Raw genomic sequence first — 20603 nt, 5'->3', positions numbered from 1 at the left:
GTTGCAATGCTACGGCAAAACAGCTGAACAGTCACCTTGGCAATCCGCAACAAGTTGTAGAGCCGTTGTCATAGCGGATTGCTAACTTCATTGGCACGATTTTGCGACACACTGGCCACCAACATCCGAGCCAGGACAGACACGGAGACCCAGGGTGAGCGACACCATCCAACAACGCAGCCTGCGACAGCTGGTCGGGCCGGTAGGCGCCGACTACCGCCGACGCGCGTTGCCGCCCGGCTGGGTATGGGCGGTACTGGCCGCGATCGTCACTGCGGCCTGCCTGACCGCGCTGCCGGCGACGGCGGCGGTGTTCCTGGTGGCCAGTGCGGTGGTGGTGTACTGGCCGCGTCGCGACCAGGCTCTGGTGCCGGGCTGGCGCATGCTGGCCCTGGCCGTGCTGGCGGTGATGGTGTGGGGCCCGGATGTCATCGCGCTGTGGTTCGAGCACGGTGCGGCGGTGGCCCTGCTGACCCTGGCCTCGTTGAGCATCCTGACCCATGTCCGCCGCAGCTGGGCGCTGTCGCAGCAGCTGCAGCACCGGGCCGACGCGCTGGATGACCAGCAGCTGCTGGCCCTGTTGCCGGATGATGCGGCCCAGATGGCAAAGCAGTGGCGGGCCGGCGATGACCGGCACGCGCCGGAGCTGGCGGTGGTGATGCACCTGGCGGTGATGCATGCGGCGCTGGCACCGCGGATGCGCGGGCAGGGCATGCTGGCGGGCTGATCGCCCGCCTTCCTGTAGAGCCGAGCCCATGCTCGGCTGCCCCGCGACCTGTAGAGCCGAGCCCATGCTCGGCTGCCCCGGACCTGTAGAGCCGAGCCCATGCTCGGCTGTTTTTGATCTGCGCAGTCGAGCAAGCTCGACTCTACATACAGCTGTTACGCGTCGCGGTTTCCGCGACGCATCACGCGCTGCTTCTCGATCGCCCAGTCGCGGTCCTTGGCGGCATCGCGCTTGTCGTGGGTCTGCTTGCCCTTGGCCAGCGCCACTTCGAGCTTGATCTTGTTCTTGCTCCAGTACATGGCGGTAGGCACGATCGTGTAGCCATCGCGCTCGACCTTGCCGACCAGCTTGTCGATCTCGTTCCGGTGCAGCAGCAGCTTGCGCTCGCGCCGGTCGTTGGCCACCACGTGGGTGGAGGCCTGGATCAACGGGGTGATCTGCGCGCCGATCAGGAAGATCTCGCCCTGCTTCACGTAGGCGTAGGCGTCGATGATGTTGCCGCGCCCGGCGCGGATCGACTTCACCTCCCAGCCCTGCAGGGCCAGGCCTGCCTCGAAGCGCTCCTCGATGTGGTACTCGTGGCGGGCACGCTTGTTCAACGCGATGGTTTTGTTGGCCGTCGCGTTCTTTGCTTTATCCTTGCCGCTGTTCTTGCTCATTTCCGTATTGTCTCCGATTCGGGCCCGCCCGGTCGATTGCCGAAACGCGCCGTCTTTATGCCTACTATCCGCCGCAGCGCCCTGGTCGAACACTCGGCCGCGCGCATGTTCGACCTGGTCAACGATGTCCAGGCCTACCCGCGCCGCTTCCGCTGGTGCTCGGACGCCTGCATCCTGGAACAGGGCGAGGACCGCCTGGTCGCCCGCCTGGATCTGGGCCTGGGCTCGTTCAGCACCTGGTTCCAGACCGAAAACACCCTGCAGCGCCCGCACAGCATTGATATGCAGCTGCGCGACGGTCCGTTCAAGCAGCTGCATGGCCGCTGGGAGTTCCATGCGCTGGCCGAGGATGCCTGCAAGGTCACCCTGACCCTGGAGTTCGAGCCGAAATCGCGACTGCTCGCGCCGGCGCTGGCGATCGGTTTCCAGGGCCTGGCCGACCGCATGGTCAACGACTTCGTCCGCGTTGCCGACGAGGGCTGAGCGATGATCGAGGTCGAGGTGGTACTGGCCTGGCCGCAACAGGTGCAGTCACGCCGGTTGCAGCTGCCGGAAGGTGCGACCGTGGCCGAGGCCGTTGCCGCAGCCGCCCTTGAGGGCAGTGCCGGGTGTCCGGCCGCCGCCGTGCATGGCGTGCTGGCACGCCCGCAGCAGGCGCTGCTGGACGGTGATCGGGTGGAACTGCTGCGGCCGCTGCAGGCCGATCCCAAGGAAAACCGCCGGCGTCGCGCGCGCGGCGATTGATTCCAGGGTCCCGCCCCGCAGGGCGGGCGGTGGGCTCAGCGACCCTTCTTCTTGTCCTTGGCCAGGTTGCGGCCGAACTGGCGGACCGTCTGCTGGGCCAGGGCCTTGTCGTTGGCCGGGAAGTAGTCGCCATCCCAACGGGTGACGGCGTCATTCTCGAAGTACACGGTGAAGTTCTTCACTTCGGTACGGCCGAGACGGTTCACGCGCTGGCTGGAGGTGTAATCCCAGCGCTGGGCGTGGAAGGGGTCCGGCACGGACGGGGTGCCCAGCAGCGCATTCACCTGCTGCTTGCTCTGCCCGACCTGCAGCTTGGAGACGGCATCTTCCCGGATCAGGTTGCCCTGATAGATGGGTTGCTTGTAGATGATGCCGCACCCGGTGGTGGACAGGGCGACGGCGGCGACCAACAGAAGATTGCGCATCGGTACTGGCGGTTGGGGAAATCAAACCGATGATACACTCCCGGCGTGCCACCGCGACCCAATCCGAGGCAGCTGGCGCTAAATCGCCAATGAACGGAGACCTATGGAAACCCACGACCTGCGTAAAGTCGGCCTGAAGGTGACCCATCCGCGGATGCGGATCCTGGCGCTGCTCGAGCAGCGCAACGCCCAGCACCACATGACCGCCGAAGACATCTACCGCCAGCTGCTGGAGCACGGCGATGAAATCGGCCTGGCCACGGTGTACCGGGTGCTGACCCAGTTCGAGGCCGCCGGCCTGGTGCTGAAGCACAACTTCGAAGGCGGCCAGGCCGTCTACGAACTGGATCGCGGCGGCCACCACGACCACATGGTCGATGTGGACAGCGGCAAGATCATCGAGTTCGAAAGCCACGAAATCGAGGAGCTGCAGCGCAAGATCGCCGCAGACCACGGCTACGAGCTGGAAGAGCATTCGCTGGTGCTGTACGTGCGCAAGAAGCGCAAGTAAGGCGCTGGCGCCAGCAGTGGATACGCGAAGACCCCGGGCATGCCCGGGGTTTTTCGTTTGTCACGGCAGGTCCGCGCCATGCGTGGATGGCCCCATCAACAGCTCCAGGTCCACCGCCTCGGCCATCGCCCGGTTGCCGGCATCGCCGGGGTGCAGGTGGTCGCCCGAGTCAAAGGCGGGGGCCATCCGCGACGGATCAGCGGGATCACGCAGGGCCGCATCGAGGTCGATCACGGCGTCGAACGGGCTGTCGCTGCGCAGCCAGTCGTTGAGCTGCCGGCGCAGCGCGTCCTTGTCCGCAGCGTAGTAGTCCTCCAGTGGCGTGCCCGGCAGGGCACCCGCGAAGGGTGGCAGGGTCGCGCCGAGGATCCGCAGGCCCCGGCCGTGGGCCTGCCGCGCCAGCGTGCGGTAGCCGGCCTGCAGCTGGCCCAGGGTGGGGCGGGCCTCGTCGCGGGCGAAGGCCGTGCCCGGCCAGCTGATGTCGTTGATGCCGAGCAGCACGATCACGCTGGCCACGCCGGGTTGGTCGAGCACGTCACGCGGGAAGCGGGTGAGGGCGGCTTCGCCCATGCCGTCGCGCAGCAGGCGGCCGCCGGAGATGCCGGCATTGGCCACGGCCACCCCGCGCGGGGCCAGGCGGGCGGCCAGATGGTCGGTCCAGCGCTGGTCCTGGTCCAGGCTGGCGGTCGCGCCATCGGTGATCGAATCGCCGATGACCACCACGCTGCGCGCGCTGGCTGGCGCCTCGACGTCGATGCCGGTCAGTACCAGGCGTGCGGTGGTGGGTTCGGCCCCGTGCAGGGTGGTCGCTCGGCTCTGGTCACCGGGGGCGATCCAGCTGGTCTGCCGGCCGTCCCAGTGGAAACTGTGCAGCGGCGTGGCTGCTGGCAGGTAGAGGCTGACCTGGACGGCCTGCAGGGCGCGGGTGGGCAAGGCCAACGGGTCGCTCAGGCGCTCCTGGCCGGGGGCGATCAGCACGCTGGGTTGGCCGTCGAACTGCAGGGCCAGGGGCGCGCTGCCGGCGGCGCTGGCCACGCTGGCCGCGCCTACCCGCAGCGGCTGCTGCCCATGGGCATTGCTCAGCCGCACCCGCAGCCGCGGTCCGCCCAGGCTGATGCGCGCGGTCTGGCGGAAGGTCTGGTCCTGCAGGGCGGGCGGGATCAGGGTCGGAAACAGGAAGTCCGCGCCCCAGACCGGTTGCGGGCTGGCCTGCCAGCTGGCGACCCAGTGGCTGGGGCTGGCTGGTTCAGCGCTGGCGGTGCCGGACAGGGCGATCAGGACAGTGACGGCAAGATGGCGGAAGCGGTGCATCGGGCAATCCCGGCAGGAGGAAGTGCCATGGTGATTGCGGCCCCATCTGTGAACTAGACTGCGGATGGACAATCATCTGTGAACTGGATTCACTGGCATGGCGCGACCTGACATCAACCGATCCGGCGAACTGGAAGTGTTCGTACGGGTGATCGAGACCGGCGGCTTTTCCGCCGCCGCGCGCTCGCTGGACATGACGCCTTCGGCGGTCAGCAAGCTGGTGGCGCGGCTGGAGCAGCGGCTGGGCACGCGCCTGCTGCAGCGTTCCACCCGGCAGCTGCAACTGACCCCGGAAGGCTGCGCGTTCTACGAACGCGGGCTGCGGGTGCTGGCTGACCTGGAGGAGGCCGAGCGCTGTGCCAGTGCCCATGCCGAGCCGCGTGGGCGGCTGCGGGTCAATTCCAACGTGCCCTTCGGCCAGCACTTCCTGCTGCCGCTGCTGCCGCGGTTCCTGCAGCGCAATCCCCAGGTGGGCGTGGACCTGACGCTGAACGACGAGGTGATCGACCTGCTGGAGCAGCGCACCGATGTCGCCGTGCGTGCAGGGCCGCTGAAGAGTTCCAGCCTGGTGGCCCGGCGGCTGGGCTCGACCCGGATGATGATCGTGGCGGCGCCGTCCTATGCGCAGCGGCAGGGGCTGCCGCGCACGGCCGAGGAACTGCTGGCGCACAACCGGCTGGACATCGGCCATGCGCGGGCGATGCAGGGCTGGCCGGTGCTGCAGGACGGCCGCGAGCGCATGGTGCTGCCCAACGGCAATGCCCGCGCCAGCAATGGTGACGCGCTGCGCCAGCTGGTGCTGGGTGGGCTGGGCATGGCGCGGCTGGCCGCGTTCCAGGTGCAGGCCGACATAGCCGGTGGGCGCCTGCTGCCGGTGCTGGAAGACGCCAACCCGGGTGACCTGGAAGAGGTGCACGCGGTGTTCCTGGGGCAGGGCGGTTACCTGCCGCTGCGGGTGCGCGCGTTCCTCGACTTCCTGGTGGAGAACGTGGATCTGGCGCGGCCGTTGGGGTGAGACCGCCGGCGGACGGAAGCCGAGCATGGGCTCGGCTCTACATGTCGGTTTCGTTCGGGATGTTCCTGTAGAGCCGAGCCCATGCTCGGCTCGGCCTGCATTACACCTGCAGCAGCTTGCGGGCGGCCGCGCGCGCTTCCTTGCTCACTTCCACGCCACCCAGCATGCGCGCGAGCTCTTCCTCGCGTGCCTTGGTATCCAGCTTCTCCACTGCGCTCTGGGTCATGCCTTCCACCGGGGCCTTGCTGACCCGGTAATGGGCGTGGCCCTTGGAGGCGACCTGCGGCAGGTGGGTGACGCACAGCACCTGGCGCTTCTCGCCCAACGCGCGCAGCTTCTGGCCGACGATGTCGGCCACCGCGCCGCCGATGCCCGAATCGACTTCGTCGAACACCATGGTCGGTACCGCATCGAGGTCCAGCGCAGCCACTTCGATGGCCAGCGAGATGCGCGACAGTTCGCCGCCGGAGGCGACCTTGCGCAGCGCACGCGGTGGCTGGCCGGCATTGGCTGCGACCAGGAACTCCACGCGCTCGGCACCCTGCGGGTCGGGCTTGCCGCTGTCCTGCGTTTCCAGCTCGATCAGGAACTGGCCGCCGCCCATGCCCAGCTCGGCGATGATGCCGGTGGTGGTGGCCGAAAGTTCGGTCGCGGCCTGGCGGCGGCTGCTGCTGAGCACTTCGGCCTGCACGCGCCACGCGGCGGCGGCCTTGTCGATCTCACCGGCCAGGCGCTGCAGGCGCTCGTCGGCGCCGCGCAGCTGCTCCACTTCGGCATGCATGCGCTCGCGCTGCGCGCCCAGTTCGTCCATCGGCACGCGGTGCTTGCGGGCCAGGTCGTGCAGGCGGCCGAGGCGGCGCTCGTTCTCCTCGAACTGCTCCGGGTCGGCATCGAGATCGTCGTGCACCCGGTCCAGCAGCGACAGGGCTTCGTGCAGCTGGATCGAGGCGTTCTCGATCAGGCCGTCCACCTCGCCCAGGCGCGGGTCGTGCTCGATCAGGCGTGACAGCTCGTGGCGCACCTGCTGCAGCAGGTCCAGCGCCGAGCTGCCGTCGTCACCGTTGAGCTGGTTGCTGGCCGCCTGGCAGGCGCTCAGCAGGGCGCTGGCGTGGGCCTGGCGACGGTGGCTGGCGCCCAGAGCGGCAATCGATTCGGGTTCCAGGTCCTCGCGGTCGAGCTCGCGCAGCTGGTGCTCGAGGAAGCCGATGCGGTCGGAAACGTCGCCCTGTTGCGACAGCGCCAGCGATTCATCGACCAGTGCCTGCCACGCGGCGGCGGCGCGGCGCACCTGGCGGCGCTCGGCCTCGTTGCGGGCATAGGCATCGAGCAGGGCCAGCTGCGACGGGCGCGTCAGCAGGGCCTGCTGCTCATGCTGGCCATGGATCTCCACCAGCCGCCCTGCCAGTTCGGCCAGCTGTGCCAGGGTCACCGGGCGGCCGTTGATCCAGGAGCGCGAACCCCCGTCGGCGCGGATCACCCGGCGCAGCTGGCACTGGTCCTCGTCGTCCAGCTCGTTGTCGGCCAGCCACTGGCGTGCGGCCTGCAGCTGGTCCAGGGCGAACTCGGCCGACAGCTCGGCGCGGGCGGCGCCGTGGCGGACCACGCCGCTGTCGGCGCGCAGGCCGGACAGGAAGCCCAGCGCGTCGACCATCAGCGACTTGCCGGCGCCGGTCTCGCCTGAAACAACGGTCATGCCGGGCCCGAACTCCAGTTCGGTGGCGCGGACGACGGCAAAATCCTTGATCGAAAGATGTCTGAGCATGGGTACAGGGGTGTCTGAGCCGCGCAACGCTAGCACGCGCGGCGGGGTGGTCCAATGACTTGCCAAGGCGACGCACCGCCATTATCTAGTGTCCGTGTCTCACAGGTTGATTCCATGCACGGTTCCGCTGACCAGCTTGCCCCGCGTGCGCGCCATCTGCTGCGCACGCTGATCGCGCGTTACATCCAGGACGGTGAGCCGGTCGGCTCGCAGACGCTGGCGCGCGTGGCTGGCCTGGAGGTCAGCCCGGCTACCATCCGCAACATCCTGGGCGACCTGGAGGACCTGGGCCTGCTGGCCTCGCCGCATACCTCGGCCGGGCGCATCCCGACCGCGCACGGCTACCGGGTGTTCGTGGACAGCCTGCTGCAGATGCAGCCGCCGGGCGAGGGGCAGCTGGCCCGCCTGCGCCACGAACTGGCCGGAGGCGGCAGTACCCAGGCCCTGCTGGGCAGCGCCTCGGAGCTGCTGTCGGCCATGAGCCACTTCGTAGGCGTGGTCAGCGCGCCGCGGCGCGAGCAGTTCGCCTTCCGCCAGATCGATTTCGTGGCGCTGGACGGGCGCCGGGTACTGGCGATCCTGGTGTTTGCCGACAACGAGGTGCAGAACCGGGTCATCGAGACCCGCCAGGACTTCGAGCCGGGCCAGCTGGAACAGGTGGCCAACTACCTCAATGCCCATTTCGCCGGCCTGCCGCTGGCCGAGATCCGCACCCGCCTGCTGCTGGAGCTGCGCGACGCCCGTTCCGAGCTGGAGCTGCTGCTGGCCCACAGCATCGAGCTGGCCGAACAGGCCCTGCAGCCGCCGGCCGACGACATGCTGGTGGCCGGCCAGACCCGGCTGATGGGGGTGCAGGACCTGTCCGACCTGGAACGCCTGCGCGAACTGTTCGAACTGTTCTCCAGCAAGCGCGAGATCCTGCAGCTGCTGGAGCGGACCATCCAGGCCCCGGGCGTACGCATCTTCATCGGTGAAGAGACCGGGATGATGCCGCTGCAGGGGGTCTCGCTGGTCACAGCGCCGTATACCGCCAACGGGCAGGTGCTGGGCGTGCTGGGGGTGATCGGGCCCAAGCGGATGGCCTACGACCGGGTGATTCCGCTGGTCCAGGCCACCGCGGACGTGCTCGGGGCGGCCTTTTCGCCCCCGGGACGCGGTCCGGGGCCGGCAGACGCTTGAAACGCAGCATCCCGCCCACACTAGGGTGGGTGGAGGCGGAGAGTGACCGCCAGGGACCCAGACATGAACCAAGAACATCCAGATATCGAAGCCCAGCAGAGCGCCGCCGATGCGGCCGCTGCCGCAGGCACCCATGACGAACTGGAGCGCCTGCGCGCCGAGGTCGAGCAGGTCAAGGCCGACGCGCTGCGTGAGCGCGCCGACCTGGAGAACCAGCGCAAGCGCGTGGCCCGCGACATCGACCAGGCCCGCAAGTTCGCCAACGAGAAGCTGCTGGGCGAGCTGCTGCCGGTGTTTGACAGCCTGGATGCCGGCCTGAAGGCTGCCGGCGACGATGCCAACCCGCTGCGCGAGGGGCTGGAGATGACCTACAAGCAGCTGCTGAAGGTCGCCGCCGACAACGGCCTGGTCCTGCTGGACCCGACCGGCCAGCCGTTCAACCCGGAACACCACCAGGCCATCAGCCAGGTGCCGGCCCCCGGTGCCGCCCCCGGCAGCGTGGTGACGGTGTTCCAGAAGGGCTACCTGCTCAACGAGCGCCTGCTGCGGCCGGCGCTGGTGGTGGTGGCCGCCGATTGACGCGCTGGGCCGGCAACGGCCCGCCGCCGTCGGGTAGCGCCGGGCCATGCCCGGCGTTTCTTGAACGGTTGAACACAGCGTTCGGGTGATGGCTTGAATGTTCCACGAGCCTCCCCCACATCCCATTCATCCACCGGCCGACCGGCCGGATTGACACCAACAAGCATTCTTCAGGAGTCTCCCCCATGGGCAAGATCATTGGTATCGACCTCGGCACCACCAACTCGTGCGTGGCGATCATGGACGGCGGCAAGGCCCGCGTCATCGAGAATTCGGAAGGCGATCGCACCACCCCGTCGATCGTCGCCTACACCAAGGACGGCGAAGTCCTGGTCGGCGCCTCGGCCAAGCGCCAGGCTGTCACCAACCCCAAGAACACCTTCTACGCGGTGAAGCGCCTGATCGGCCGCAAGTTCACCGACGCCGAAGTGCAGAAGGACATCGCCCACGTCCCGTACAGCATCCTGGCCCATGACAACGGCGACGCCTGGGTGTCCACCAGCGATGCCAAGAAGATGGCGCCGCAGGAAATCTCGGCCAAGGTGCTGGAAAAGATGAAGAAGACCGCCGAGGACTTCCTCGGTGAGAAGGTCACCGAAGCGGTCATCACCGTGCCGGCCTACTTCAACGACAGCCAGCGCCAGGCGACCAAGGACGCTGGCCGCATCGCCGGCCTGGACGTCAAGCGCATCATCAACGAGCCGACCGCGGCCGCGCTGGCCTATGGCCTGGACAAGGGCGACAACAAGGATCGCAAGATCGTGGTGTACGACCTGGGCGGCGGCACCTTCGACGTCTCGGTGATCGAGATCGCCAACGTCGACGGCGAGAAGCAGTTCGAAGTGCTGGCCACCAACGGTGACACCTTCCTGGGCGGCGAAGATTTCGACAACCGCGTCATCGAATACCTGGTCGAAGAGTTCAACAAGGACCAGGGCATCGACCTGCGCAAGGATCCGCTGGCCCTGCAGCGCCTGAAGGACGCCGCCGAGCGCGCCAAGATCGAGCTGTCCAGCGCCCAGCAGACCGAAGTGAACCTGCCGTACGTCACCGCTGACGCGTCGGGCCCGAAGCACCTGAACATCAAGCTGACCCGCGCCAAGCTGGAGTCGCTGGTGGACGAGCTGATCAGGAAGTCGATCGAGCCGTGCCGCGTCGCCCTGAACGATGCCGGCCTGCGTTCGAGCGACATCAGCGAAGTGATCCTGGTCGGTGGCCAGACCCGCATGCCGAAGGTGCAGCAGGCGGTGACCGAGTTCTTCGGCAAGGAACCGCGCAAGGACGTCAACCCGGACGAAGCCGTGGCACTGGGTGCGGCGATCCAGGGCGGCGTGCTGGGCGGCGATGTCAAGGACGTGCTGCTGCTGGACGTGACCCCGCTGTCGCTGGGCATCGAGACCATGGGCGGCGTGTTCACCAAGATCATCGAGAAGAACACCACCATTCCGACCAAGGCGTCGCAGGTGTTCTCGACCGCTGAAGACAACCAGTCGGCCGTGACCGTGCACGTGCTGCAGGGTGAGCGCGAACAGGCCCGCTTCAACAAGTCGCTGGCCAAGTTCGACCTGTCCGGCATCGAGCCGGCCCCGCGCGGTCTGCCGCAGGTGGAAGTGTCCTTCGACATCGACGCCAACGGCATCCTGCACGTGTCGGCCAAGGACAAGAAGACCAACAAGGAACAGAAGGTCGAGATCAAGGCCGGTTCGGGCCTGTCCGAGGAAGAGATCGCACGCATGGTCGCCGACGCGGAAGCCAACCGCGAAGAAGACAAGAAGTTCCAGGAACTGGTGCAGGCCCGTAACCAGGCCGATGCCCTGATCCACGGCACCCGCAGCGCCATCACCGAGCACGGCAGCAAGGTCGGCGGCGATGTCATCGGCAAGGTCGAGGCCGCACTGGCCGACCTGGAAACCGCGATCAAGGGCGACGACAAGGCACAGATCGAAGCCAAGTCGAAGGTGCTGGAAGAAGCAGGCCAGGCGCTGTTCGCCGCGGCTTCGGCCGAACAGGGCGGTGCCGCCCCGGGTGCCGACGCCGGCAACGCAGGCAAGGCGCAGGATGACGTGGTGGACGCCGAGTTCACCGAAGTCAAGGACGACAAGAAGTCCTGATCCGGACCGACACGGGACGCTGGCTACCAGCGTCCCGTTGTCGTACCAGGGTCCTGACCGCCCACCGGCGTGTCGGGGCGCCCGACGCAAGAGCGGACCTGGTTCCGCTCTTCCGCTTTGACGAATCCCGACTTTCCGGAATGCGATCCACGATATGAGCAAGCGCGATTACTACGAAGTGCTGGGCGTTGCCCGCACCGCCACCGACGAAGAGCTGAAGAAGGCCTACCGTCGCTGTGCGATGAAGTTCCACCCGGACCGCAACCCGGGTGATGCGGCGGCCGAAGCCTCCTTCAAGGAGTGCAAGGAAGCCTACGAAACGCTGTCCGACGGCAACAAGCGCCGCATGTACGATGCCCACGGCCACGCCGCGTTCGAGCACGGCATGGGCGGCGGCGGCGGTCCGGGCGGCCCGGACATGAATGATATCTTCGGCGATATCTTCGGCAACATCTTTGGCGGTGGCGGCGGTGGTCCGCGCCAGGCCCGTCGCGGTGCCGACATCGGTTACGTGATGGAGCTGGACCTGGAAGAAGCCGTGCGCGGCGTCGAGCGCCGGATCGAGATCCCGACCCTGGCCGAATGTGGCGACTGCGATGGCAGTGGCTCGGAAGACGGCAAGGTCGAGACCTGCAACGTGTGCCATGGCCGCGGCCAGGTGCGCATCCAGCGTGGCATCTTCGCCATGCAGCAGGCCTGCCACAACTGCAACGGCCGTGGCCAGATCATCGCCAAGCCCTGCAAGACCTGCCACGGCAATGGCCGCATCGAGGAAGACAAGGTGCTGTCGGTGAAGGTGCCGGCCGGCGTCGATACCGGCGACCGCATCCGCCTGCAGGGCGAAGGCGAGGCCGGCCCGGCCGGTACGCCGCCGGGTGACCTGTACGTGGAAGTGCGCGTGCGCGAGCACCACATCTTCCAGCGCGACGGTGACGACCTGCATTGCGAAGTGCCGATCCGCATCTCGCAGGCGGCACTGGGCGACACCGTGCGCGTGGCCACCCTCGGCGGCGAAGCGGAAATCCGCATTCCGGCCGAGACCCAGACCGGCAAGCTGTTCCGCCTGCGCGGCAAGGGCGTGCGTTCGGTGCGCAGCCGCAGCGAAGGCGATCTCTACTGCCGCGTGGTGGTGGAAACCCCGGTGAACCTGACCAACGACCAGCGCAAGCTGCTGGAGCAGTTCGAAGCCACCTTCGTCGGCGAGGAAGCGCGCAAGCATTCGCCGAAGTCGGCCACCTTCATGGATGGCGTGAAGGGCTTCTGGGATCGCATGACGTCCTGAGTCCTTGAGCGGAAACGTAGAACGGTAGCGCCGGGCCTTGCCCGGCGTTTTCGTTTGCGCGCATCGCACGCATTCCGCCCGGCATGGCCTGGCGTTACCAGGGGTGCTGTTCTCTGGTAGATCCACGCCATGCGTGGATGCGGCTTGCCGAATCAGCGGAAGAACGCCGCCGGCGTCTGCCCCAGCTGCCGCTTGAACATGCTGGTGAACGCACTGGGGCTGTCATAGCCCATCGCCAGCGCCACATCGATCACCTTTTCGCCCACGGCCAGGCGTTCCATCGCCGCCAGCAGGCGTGCCTGTTGCCGCCACTGGCCGAAGGTCATGCCCAGCTCGCTGGCGAAGTGGCGCTGGATGGTTTTCACGTCCACTGCCAGCGCTTCGGCCCAGTCCTGCAGGGTGGCTTCGTCGCCGGGGTGCTTCTGGATGTGCTGGCAGATGCGCTGCAGGCGCGGATCGGCCGGCGTCGGCAGATGCAGGGGCAGCACGTCCATGCGGTGCAGCTCGTCCAGCAGCAGGCGCACCACGCGGCCATCGCGGCTGTCGTCCTCGTGCTCGCCCTGGATCAGCGTGGCCGCGTGCAGCAGCTCGCGCAGCAGGGGCGCCACCTGTACCGCGAATGCCTCGGTGGCCAGCTGCGGGGCGAACGCCGGATCGATGTAGAGGCTGCGCATGTGCACATCGGCAATGCAGTCCACCGCGTGGGCCATGCCGGCCGGCATCCAGATGGCGCGCGTGGACGGCACCACCCAGCGGCCGACTTCCGAGCGCACCACCATCAGGCCGGACATCGCGTAGACCAGCTGGTGGCGGCGATGGCGGTGTGGCGACACCCGGGTGCCGGCTGGGTAGTCCTTGACCCGGCAGGTCACCGGCCGATGGCCGGGCACTTCGTTCCAGGGCGCGGATTCCCGGATCGCGCAGGGAGTGTCCTTTTTGCGATATGGCATTACCAGAACGCGGCGGAAGGGAGGGGGAGGGCACCGTAGCATGCAGGGCTCGCCCCCAACCTGACTGCGCACCATGTCCAGCCTGGCTACACCCGCCCCCACCACCCGCAGCTCGACCCGCGGCGTGCTGGCGGCGATTTCCACCTCCCACATGGTCAACGACATGATGCAGTCGCTGATCCTGGCCATCTATCCGGTCATCAAGGGAGGCTTCAACCTTAGCTTCACCCAGATCGGCCTGATCACGCTGACCTACCAGCTGACCGCTTCGATCTTCCAGCCGCTGGTCGGCCTGGTTACCGACCGCAAGCCGGCACCGTACTCGCTGCCGATCGGCATGGCCTCGACCCTGTGCGGCATGCTGCTGCTCGGCTTCGCACCGAACTACGCCATGGTCCTGCTGGCCGCGGCCATGGTCGGCATCGGGTCGGCCATTTTCCATCCGGAAGCCTCGCGCATCGCACGGCTGGCCTCCGGCGGCCGCCACGGGCTTGCCCAGTCGGTGTTCCAGGTCGGCGGCAACTTCGGCACTGCCCTGGGCCCGCTGATCGCCGCGGCGGTGATCGTGCCGTTCGGCCAGCATGCTGCGTCGTGGTTTGCCGGCGCCGCACTGATAGGCATCGCTCTGCTGACCTACGTCAGCCGTTGGTATGCGCTGCATCTGGGCGCTCCGCGCCCGGTCGGGCAGGCCACGGTCGCCCCGCGTCATCCGACCCGCACCGTGGCCCGGGTGATGGCGATCCTGCTGGTGCTGATCTTCAGCAAGTACTTCTACATGGCCAGCATCGGCAGCTACTTCACCTTCTACCTGATCCACCACTTCGGCATTCCGGTGGCGCAGGCGCAGCTGCACCTGTTCGCGTTCCTGGTGGCGTCGGCGGCCGGTGGTTTCTTTGGTGGCCCGCTGGGCGACCGCATCGGCCGCAAGCCGATCATCTGGACCTCGATCCTGGGCGTGGCGCCGTTCGCGCTGGCGCTGCCGCATGCGGATCTGTTCTGGACGACGGTGCTGGCGGTGCTGATCGGCTTCGTACTGTCGTCGGCGTTCTCGGCCATCGTGGTGTATGCGCAGGAGATGATGCCGCACCGCATCGGCATGGTGTCGGGGTTGTTCTTCGGCTTCGCGTTCGGCATGGGCGGGTTGGGTGCGGCGGTTCTAGGCCTGCTGGCGGACAAGACGAGCATCGAGTACGTGTACCAGCTGACCGCGTTCCTGCCGCTGCTGGGCATCATCGCGGCCTGGCTGCCACCGTCGCGTCCTGCTGCTCACTGAGGAGGTTGGGTTTGCGGGGCTTGCAGCCCTGCACCTGCGGTAGTGCCGGCCGCTGGCCGGCAAATGCAACGTCAAAAGCCGGCTTTCCGTGGGTTGGCGGGGTGGGTCCGGTTGAGGGGGACGCCGTAAATACGTCCATGTAGGCTTGGTCGCGGCATCCATGCCGCTCACGCCCCCTCAACCGGACCCACCCCGCCTTTGACAGTTGTCCGCGATCTGTCGGAACGGCGTTCTGCTCTGGTGGGGGCCGACCGTTGGTCGGCACGGGGTCGGTCGGAATGGCGATCTGCTGGGGTAGGTGTCGACCTTGGTCGACGCAGTAGATCCACGCCATGCGTGGATGAATTCATTCGATATCTGACAGTTGTGCCGACCAACGGTCGGCACCCACCAACAGCTGCATTTACCAACAGCCGCGGGAAACTGACAGAGGTGGGGCGGTGTGGGTGGGCACGACCGTTGGCGCCATGGATGGCGCCATCGAGCCCCCATGGGTGAGGGCGCTTTGCTTGCGAAGCACTGCTTCGCAAGCGCCCGAACGCACAGCCGCCAGCGGCTGGGCCGGACCCCGGAGGGGGGTTTACGGCGTTTCCTGACCACCCACACCGCCCCGCCATCCCACGGATAGCCCGCTCTGGCTTTTGCAGTTGACGTTGCATTGAGCAGGTGCAGGGCTGCAAGCCCTGCCGAAAACCCCCTTGGGCGTAGAATGCGGGCATGAGCGAATCTCTCGACAACCACCTGCTCCACGGCCGTCGCCAGCGCCCCGACGGTCCCTCGCCGATCGATGTCATCTCCGTCCAGTCGCAGCTCGTCTACGGCCATGCCGGCAACAGCGCCGCCGTGCCGCCGATGCGCGCCCTCGGCGTGCGCGTGGCGGAAATCCCGACCGTCCTGCTCAGCAATGCGCCGTTCTACGACACCACCCGCGGCCGTGTGCTGCCGGCCGACTGGTTCGCCGATCTGCTGCTCGGTACCCGCGAACGCGGCCTGCCGCAGCGCGCGAAGATGCTGGTCTCCGGCTACTTCGGCAGCGCCGCCAACGGTGCCGCCTTCGCCGACTGGCTGGACGGGATCCTGCCGGCCTGCCCGCAGCTGCGCTACTGCCTGGACCCGGTCATCGGTGACACCCATACCGGCCCCTACGTGGAACCCGGGCTGGAGGCGATCTTCGCCGAGCGCCTGCTGCCGCACGCTTGGCTGGTCACGCCCAATGCGTTCGAACTCAACCGCCTCACGGGCATGCCCGCCCTGGCCGAGGCCGATGCCATCGCCGCTGCGCGCACGCTGCTGGCCCGTGGCCCGCAGTGGGTGATCGCGCACAGCGTGGGCGGTACCCCCGGCGAACTGGTGACCCTGGCCGTCGGCCGCGACGAGACCTGGCGCTGGACCTCGCCGCTGCTGCCGGTGGATGTGGCGGGCACCGGTGACGTGCTGATGTCGCTGGTGGTGTCCTTCCTGCTGCGTGGCGAGTCGATGCAGCAGGCCATCTCGCGCGCCATCGCCGGCACCCATGCCGCACTGGAAGCCACCCTGGCCAACGGCTTCGAGGAGTTCGACGTGATCGCTGCCGCGCCTGCCGCGCTGGCAGAGCCCGCGCGCTTCCACGCCGAACGCGTAGCATGAGCGATCTGCAGGCGCGTACGCCGCGCACGGTCGGCATCGTGGGCAGTGCCGGCGCCTATGGCCGCTGGCTGGCCCGGTTCTTCCAGCAGCACATGCAGCTGCAGGTGATCGGCCATGATCCGGCCGACCCGTCCTCGCACACGCCCGAACAGCTGCTGGCGCAGGCCGATGTGCTGGTGTTCTCGGCACCCATCCGGCATACCCCGGCCGTGATCGCCGGCTACGTGCAGCAGTCGGGCGGCCGCGAGCAGGGGCGCCTGTGGCTGGACGTGACCTCGGTGAAGGACGCCCCGGTGCAGGCGATGCTGGCCTCGCAGGCCGAAGTGGTCGGCCTGCATCCGATGACCGCGCCGCCGAAAGCGCCGACCCTGAAGGGCCGGGTGATGGTGGTCTGCGAGGCGCGGCTGCAGCACTGGCAGCCGTGGGTGGACAGCCTGTGCGCCGCCCTGCAGGCCGAGTGCGTGCGTGCCACCCCGCAGCACCACGACCAGATGATGGCGCTGGTGCAGGCGATGGTGCATGCCACGCATCTTGCGCAGGCCGGCGTGCTGCGTGAGTACCAGCCGCAGCTGGGCGACCTGGCGGCGATGATGCCGTACCGCTCGGCCTCGTTCGAGCTGGATACGGCGATCATCTCGCGCATCCTCTCGTTGAACCCGGCCATCTACGAAGACATTCAGTTCGGCAACCCCCACGTGGCACCGATGCTGGACCGGCTGGTCGGCCAGCTGCAGTCACTGCAGGCCCAGGTCGGGCAGGGTGACGATAAGGCGCGTGGCTGGTTCCGCGAGCAGATGCTGGCCGCCAACCACGACGCCTTCGGCGAGCCCGCGCTGGCGGCGGGCAATTACACCTTCGAGCGCGTGGGCTACCTGCTGGCGGACCTGACCGAGCGCAATGCCTTGTCGGTGCACCTGCCGGAGGATCGGCCGGGTTCGCTGCGCGAGCTGCTGCATGTATTCGAGCAGCACAGCATCAGCCTGGCCTCGATCCATTCGTCGCGGACGCCGGGCGGCGAGGTCCATTTCCGTATCGGTTTCGTGGCGGGCAGCGATCCGCTGGCGATCGCGCGTGCGGCGGTGGAAGTCGACGCGAGTGGAATCGGCCGGGTGCTCGGCCAGGCCTAGTCATCCACAGGCGGTGTGGATGATTTCTGAGCAAACGTGTGGATAACTGTCGGCAGCCCTTGGCAGGCAACGCTGTCAAGATGGTTGGTGAAAAATTGACCACGCAATTTTTCATGCCCGTGGGCGGAGCGTGTCGACCAAGGTCGACACCTACCAGAGCAGGGCGGTACGAAATCCGGTAGCGCCGGGCCATGCCCGGCGAACCTCAGATCGTCAACCGCAGTTCGCCGCCACTGGTGGTGAACTCGCGGCCATTACGGACCAGGTGACGGCCGTCATCCAGTTCGTAGCGCGGTGTGCTCTCCCGGTCATTGCTGCTGCCGGCGGCATCGGGCTTGAACTCGATGATGATGTGGCTTTCGCCATTGCTGTCGACTGCGGGGAACTGACGGAACGACATCGTGCACCTCCTTCAGCGGAACCTTCGGTTTCGCCGCCAGCTTGGGCCGGCCGGTGTTAGCCGGCCGTCAATCAATCGACGAACTGCAGTCGCGCCAGCTCCGCATACAGTCCACCTTCAGCCAACAGCTCCGCATGCGTGCCTTCGGCGACGATGCGGCCCTGGTCCATGACCACGATGCGGTCGGCCTTCAGCACGGTCGCCAGGCGATGGGCGATGACCACGGTGGTGCGCCCGGCCATCAGCCGTTCCAGGGCCTGCTGCACGCTGTGCTCGCTCTGCGCATCCAGTGCACTGGTGGCCTCGTCCAGCAGCAGGATGGGCGAGTCCTTCAGCAGGGCGCGGGCGATCGCCACGCGCTGTTGCTGGCCGCCGGACAGGCGCGCGCCGCGCTCGCCCAGCTCGCTGTCATAGCCCTGCGGCAGTGCGCGCAGGAAGGTGTCGGCTTCAGCCGCTTGTGCCGCGGCTTCCACCTCGGCATCGCTGGCCTGCAGGCGTCCGTAGCGGATGTTGTCGCGTGCACTGGCGGCGAACAGGGTCGGCTGCTGCGGCACCAGCGCGAGCTGGGCACGCAGGTCGGCCGGATCGACCTGGCGCACATCGTGGCCGTCCACGCAGATGCGGCCGCTGGCCGGATCATGGAAGCGCAGCAGCAGCGACAGCACGGTGCTCTTGCCGGCACCGGACGGGCCGACCAGGGCCACGGTCTCGCCGGGACGCACGTTCAGGCTGAAGTGATCGAGCGCCGGCTGGTCCGGCCGCTGCGGGTAGTGGAACACCACGTCGTCGAACTGGATCTGCCCCTGCAGCGGCTGCGGCAGCGCATGCGGCTGCGCGGGCGCACGGATCTCGATGTCTTCCTGCAGCAGCTCGCCGATCCGGCCCATGCCGCCTGCCGCGCGCTGCAGTTCGTTCCACACTTCGGCCAGCGCGCCCACCGAGCCGCCACCGATCAGCGCGTACAGCACGAACTGGCCGAGGGTACCGGCGCTCAGGCGGCCGTCGATGACATCGTGCGCGCCCAGCCAGAGCACGCCAACGATGGCGCCGAAGACCAGCAGGATGGCGCTGGCGGTGACCAGCGACTGCGCGCCGATGCGGCGGCGCGCGGCAGTGATGGCATCGCCCAGGGCATGGTCGAAGCGACCGCGCTCGTAGGGCTCGCGGGCATGGGCCTGCACGGTGCGTACCGCGCCCAGGGTCTCGCTGGCCAGGCTGTTGGCATCGGCGATGCGGTCCTGGCTGTTGCGGGCGACTACGCGCAGCTTGCGCGCGCCGATGATGATCGGCAGCACCGCCAGCGGGATGCCCAGCAGCGACCATGCGGCCAGCCGTGGGCTGGTGACGAACAGCATCGCCAGGCTGCCGACCACCGTCACGCTGCTGCGCAGGGCCACCGACATGGTCGAACCGACCACGCTGCGCAGCAGTTCGGTATCGGCGGTCAGGCGCGACACCAGTTCGCCGCTGCGGCTGCGGTCATGGAAGCCGGCGCCGAGCTGGATCAGGTGTGCGTACAGCTGGCTGCGCAGGTCGGCCACGACCTTTTCGCCCAGCAGCGACACGAAGTAGAAGCGTGCGGCCGTGCCCAGCGCCATCGCCACGGCCACCACCATCAGCAGGGCGAACGCGCGGTTGATCTGGCCGCCGCTGCTGAAGCCGTGGTCGATCATCTGCTTGACCGCTGGCGGCAGGCTCAGTGTCGCTGCCGAGGAGACCGCCAGGGCCAGCAGCCAGGCGGTGAACAACCCGCTGTGGCGGCGCACGAACGGCCACAGCGTACGCAGGCTGCCCAGGCGGCGCAGCGGCGGGGTTGAAGCGGACGTCTCGTCCTTGTCAGTCATCCTGGTGGTCATCTTCTATGCGGATACGGTCACGGGTGGCGTCGCGCAGGCGGATTTTCAATGCGTCGACCTGGTCGGCGGGCAATTCCACCCGCAGGCGCACACCGTTGGCATCGAACTGTTCATCGCGCTTTTCGGCGGCAAAGCCGGGCAGGGCGGCGTGCAGGGTGCCCAGATCCTCGAAGCCGGCCAGCAGCTGCAGGCGTGCCATGGCCACCAGCGGCAGGCGCGGCGCGGTGCGCAGGCATTCGGCGGCAGTGCCACCATAGGCGCGCACCAGGCCACCGGCACCCAGCTTGATGCCGCCATACCAGCGGGTCACCACCACCACGACGCGGTCGAAGCCCTGGCCATCGATGGCCGCCAGGATCGGCCGCCCGGCGGTGCCTGCGGGCTCGCCATCATCGCTGGAACGGTAATCCTGGCCGTGCCGGTAGGCCCAGCAGTTGTGGGTGGCATCGGCCACGGCCACCTGGTGCAGGAATGCCAGCGCACCGGCGCCACTGTCGATGGGCGCGGCGTGGGCGGTGAAGCGGCTGTGCTTGACGTCCAGCGTATGGCTGACGGGCTGGGCGAGGATATCGGGCATTGCGACCATTCTACGGGGTCGCGGCGGGTCTGCCTCAGTCGTCCAGCAGCGGGCGCAGATCCTTTGGCAGGCGCGCTTCGGGATACGTCTGCAGGTAGCGCTCCAGGCTGGCACGGGCCAGATCGCGCTGGCCGTTGTCGCGGCGCTCGCGGATCTTCTGCAGCCACTGCCGGCGCGGCAGCCTGGCATCGGCTGCGACTTCCGAATGCACCGCGTCGGCGCTGAGCGAGGCATCGCTGGAGCGGCGCAGCATCACGCCCGGCGCGCTGGTCGGCGCGGGCGCAGTATTGGCCTTGAAGGCGGTGGGTGCTGCACGGCGCTGGCTGCGGGCGGCGTCGGCGCTGGCCGCGGCTTCACCCTGGATCGCGTCCAGCTCGGCCGCAGCCGGGGCCGAATAGGCCACCGGTGCTGCGGGTGCCGCGGGCGCGGGCGGCGCAGGCGGTGCGGGTGCGAAGGCGGCCTCGGCAGCGGGTTCGGCTGGCAGACTGC

At 68.1% G+C, this 20603-nt stretch carries 20 protein-coding genes and 1 pseudogene; 12 read left to right on the top strand and 9 right to left on the bottom strand.

What is annotated here, in order from left to right; genetic code table 11:
* Positions 1-154 precede the first annotated feature (154 nt).
* Positions 155-727: a hypothetical protein gene (locus tag QMZ26_RS11080; protein ID WP_283221481.1), complete on the top strand. Its 573-nt coding sequence runs from the start codon at positions 155-157 to the stop codon at positions 725-727.
* A 155-nt stretch (positions 728-882) separates the two neighbouring features.
* Here the strand turns inward: QMZ26_RS11080 and smpB are convergent, their stop codons facing one another.
* Positions 883-1386, bottom strand: a complete 504-nt coding sequence (gene smpB / locus QMZ26_RS11075) for an SsrA-binding protein SmpB (protein WP_079221548.1) — start codon at positions 1384-1386, stop codon at positions 883-885.
* Between the two features lie 57 nt (positions 1387-1443).
* On the opposite strand from smpB, the gene QMZ26_RS11070 reads away from it, so the two are divergent.
* Positions 1444-1869, top strand: a complete 426-nt coding sequence (locus tag QMZ26_RS11070) for a type II toxin-antitoxin system RatA family toxin (protein ID WP_283221480.1) — start codon at positions 1444-1446, stop codon at positions 1867-1869.
* A gap of 3 nt (positions 1870-1872) precedes the next feature.
* Positions 1873-2130 (top strand): RnfH family protein, encoded by a 258-nt coding sequence (locus tag QMZ26_RS11065; protein WP_108759462.1) that lies wholly within the window; start codon positions 1873-1875, stop codon positions 2128-2130.
* 35 nt (positions 2131-2165) lie between these two features.
* Here QMZ26_RS11065 and bamE read toward each other — a convergent pair whose 3' ends face one another.
* Positions 2166-2555, bottom strand: coding sequence for an outer membrane protein assembly factor BamE (gene bamE / locus QMZ26_RS11060; protein ID WP_200733728.1), 390 nt, complete (start codon positions 2553-2555; stop codon positions 2166-2168).
* Between the two features lie 103 nt (positions 2556-2658).
* Here bamE and fur point away from each other — a divergent pair, with 103 nt between their 5' ends.
* Positions 2659-3066, top strand: a complete 408-nt coding sequence (fur, locus tag QMZ26_RS11055) for a ferric iron uptake transcriptional regulator (protein ID WP_005409235.1) — start codon at positions 2659-2661, stop codon at positions 3064-3066.
* A gap of 60 nt (positions 3067-3126) precedes the next feature.
* On the opposite strand, the gene QMZ26_RS11050 is transcribed toward fur, so the two are convergent.
* Complete coding sequence (locus QMZ26_RS11050) at positions 3127-4377, bottom strand: SGNH/GDSL hydrolase family protein (protein ID WP_283221479.1); 1251 nt, start codon at positions 4375-4377, stop codon at positions 3127-3129.
* Positions 4378-4474: 97 nt separating this feature from the next.
* Here QMZ26_RS11050 and QMZ26_RS11045 point away from each other — a divergent pair, with 97 nt between their 5' ends.
* On the top strand, positions 4475-5392 hold the full coding sequence (locus QMZ26_RS11045; protein ID WP_283221478.1) for a LysR family transcriptional regulator: 918 nt from the start codon (positions 4475-4477) through the stop codon (positions 5390-5392).
* Positions 5393-5492: 100 nt separating this feature from the next.
* On the opposite strand, the gene recN is transcribed toward QMZ26_RS11045, so the two are convergent.
* Positions 5493-7154 (bottom strand): DNA repair protein RecN, encoded by a 1662-nt coding sequence (gene recN / locus QMZ26_RS11040; protein ID WP_283221477.1) that lies wholly within the window; start codon positions 7152-7154, stop codon positions 5493-5495.
* 114 nt (positions 7155-7268) lie between these two features.
* Here recN and hrcA point away from each other — a divergent pair, with 114 nt between their 5' ends.
* From hrcA to dnaJ, 4 genes are all read left to right on the top strand, one after another.
* Positions 7269-8333 (top strand): heat-inducible transcriptional repressor HrcA, encoded by a 1065-nt coding sequence (gene hrcA / locus QMZ26_RS11035; RefSeq protein WP_283221476.1) that lies wholly within the window; start codon positions 7269-7271, stop codon positions 8331-8333.
* Between the two features lie 63 nt (positions 8334-8396).
* Positions 8397-8912 (top strand): nucleotide exchange factor GrpE, encoded by a 516-nt coding sequence (gene grpE, locus QMZ26_RS11030; RefSeq protein WP_079221556.1) that lies wholly within the window; start codon positions 8397-8399, stop codon positions 8910-8912.
* A gap of 185 nt (positions 8913-9097) precedes the next feature.
* Positions 9098-11023 (top strand): molecular chaperone DnaK, encoded by a 1926-nt coding sequence (gene dnaK / locus QMZ26_RS11025; protein WP_283221475.1) that lies wholly within the window; start codon positions 9098-9100, stop codon positions 11021-11023.
* A 154-nt stretch (positions 11024-11177) separates the two neighbouring features.
* Entirely contained in the window at positions 11178-12305 is a 1128-nt protein-coding gene (gene dnaJ, locus QMZ26_RS11020) for a molecular chaperone DnaJ (RefSeq protein ID WP_079221558.1), read from the top strand.
* Positions 12306-12457: 152 nt separating this feature from the next.
* Here the strand turns inward: dnaJ and QMZ26_RS11015 are convergent, their stop codons facing one another.
* Entirely contained in the window at positions 12458-13255 is a 798-nt protein-coding gene (locus QMZ26_RS11015; protein ID WP_283221474.1) for a helix-turn-helix transcriptional regulator, read from the bottom strand.
* 73 nt (positions 13256-13328) lie between these two features.
* On the opposite strand from QMZ26_RS11015, the gene QMZ26_RS11010 reads away from it, so the two are divergent.
* The 3 genes from QMZ26_RS11010 (at position 13329) to QMZ26_RS11000 (ending at position 17281) form a co-directional block, all read left to right on the top strand.
* Positions 13329-14528: an MFS transporter gene (locus tag QMZ26_RS11010; RefSeq protein WP_283221473.1), complete on the top strand. Its 1200-nt coding sequence runs from the start codon at positions 13329-13331 to the stop codon at positions 14526-14528.
* 717 nt (positions 14529-15245) lie between these two features.
* Positions 15246-16154, top strand: coding sequence for a pyridoxal kinase (gene pdxY, locus QMZ26_RS11005; RefSeq protein WP_079221561.1), 909 nt, complete (start codon positions 15246-15248; stop codon positions 16152-16154).
* Complete coding sequence (locus tag QMZ26_RS11000; RefSeq protein WP_283221472.1) at positions 16151-17281, top strand: prephenate dehydrogenase; 1131 nt, start codon at positions 16151-16153, stop codon at positions 17279-17281. Before pdxY ends, QMZ26_RS11000 begins: the two co-directional genes overlap by 4 nt.
* Positions 17282-17486: 205 nt before the next feature.
* Here QMZ26_RS11000 and QMZ26_RS10995 read toward each other — a convergent pair whose 3' ends face one another.
* From QMZ26_RS10995 to QMZ26_RS10980, 4 genes and pseudogenes are all read right to left on the bottom strand, one after another.
* Positions 17487-17681, bottom strand: coding sequence for a hypothetical protein (locus QMZ26_RS10995; protein ID WP_283221471.1), 195 nt, complete (start codon positions 17679-17681; stop codon positions 17487-17489).
* 71 nt (positions 17682-17752) lie between these two features.
* Positions 17753-19525, bottom strand: coding sequence for an ABC transporter transmembrane domain-containing protein (locus QMZ26_RS10990; RefSeq protein ID WP_283221470.1), 1773 nt, complete (start codon positions 19523-19525; stop codon positions 17753-17755).
* Entirely contained in the window at positions 19518-20114 is a 597-nt protein-coding gene (locus QMZ26_RS10985; protein ID WP_200734103.1) for a YigZ family protein, read from the bottom strand. The genes QMZ26_RS10990 and QMZ26_RS10985 overlap by 8 nt, the downstream gene beginning before the upstream one ends.
* A 34-nt stretch (positions 20115-20148) precedes the next feature.
* Positions 20149-20603: pseudogene (locus QMZ26_RS10980) on the bottom strand (hypothetical protein); the annotation flags it as partial.

The organism is Stenotrophomonas sp. PFBMAA-4, assembly GCF_030053215.1.
Lineage (GTDB): Bacteria > Pseudomonadota > Gammaproteobacteria > Xanthomonadales > Xanthomonadaceae > Stenotrophomonas.
This window is presented reverse-complemented; position numbering and strand designations above follow the sequence as displayed.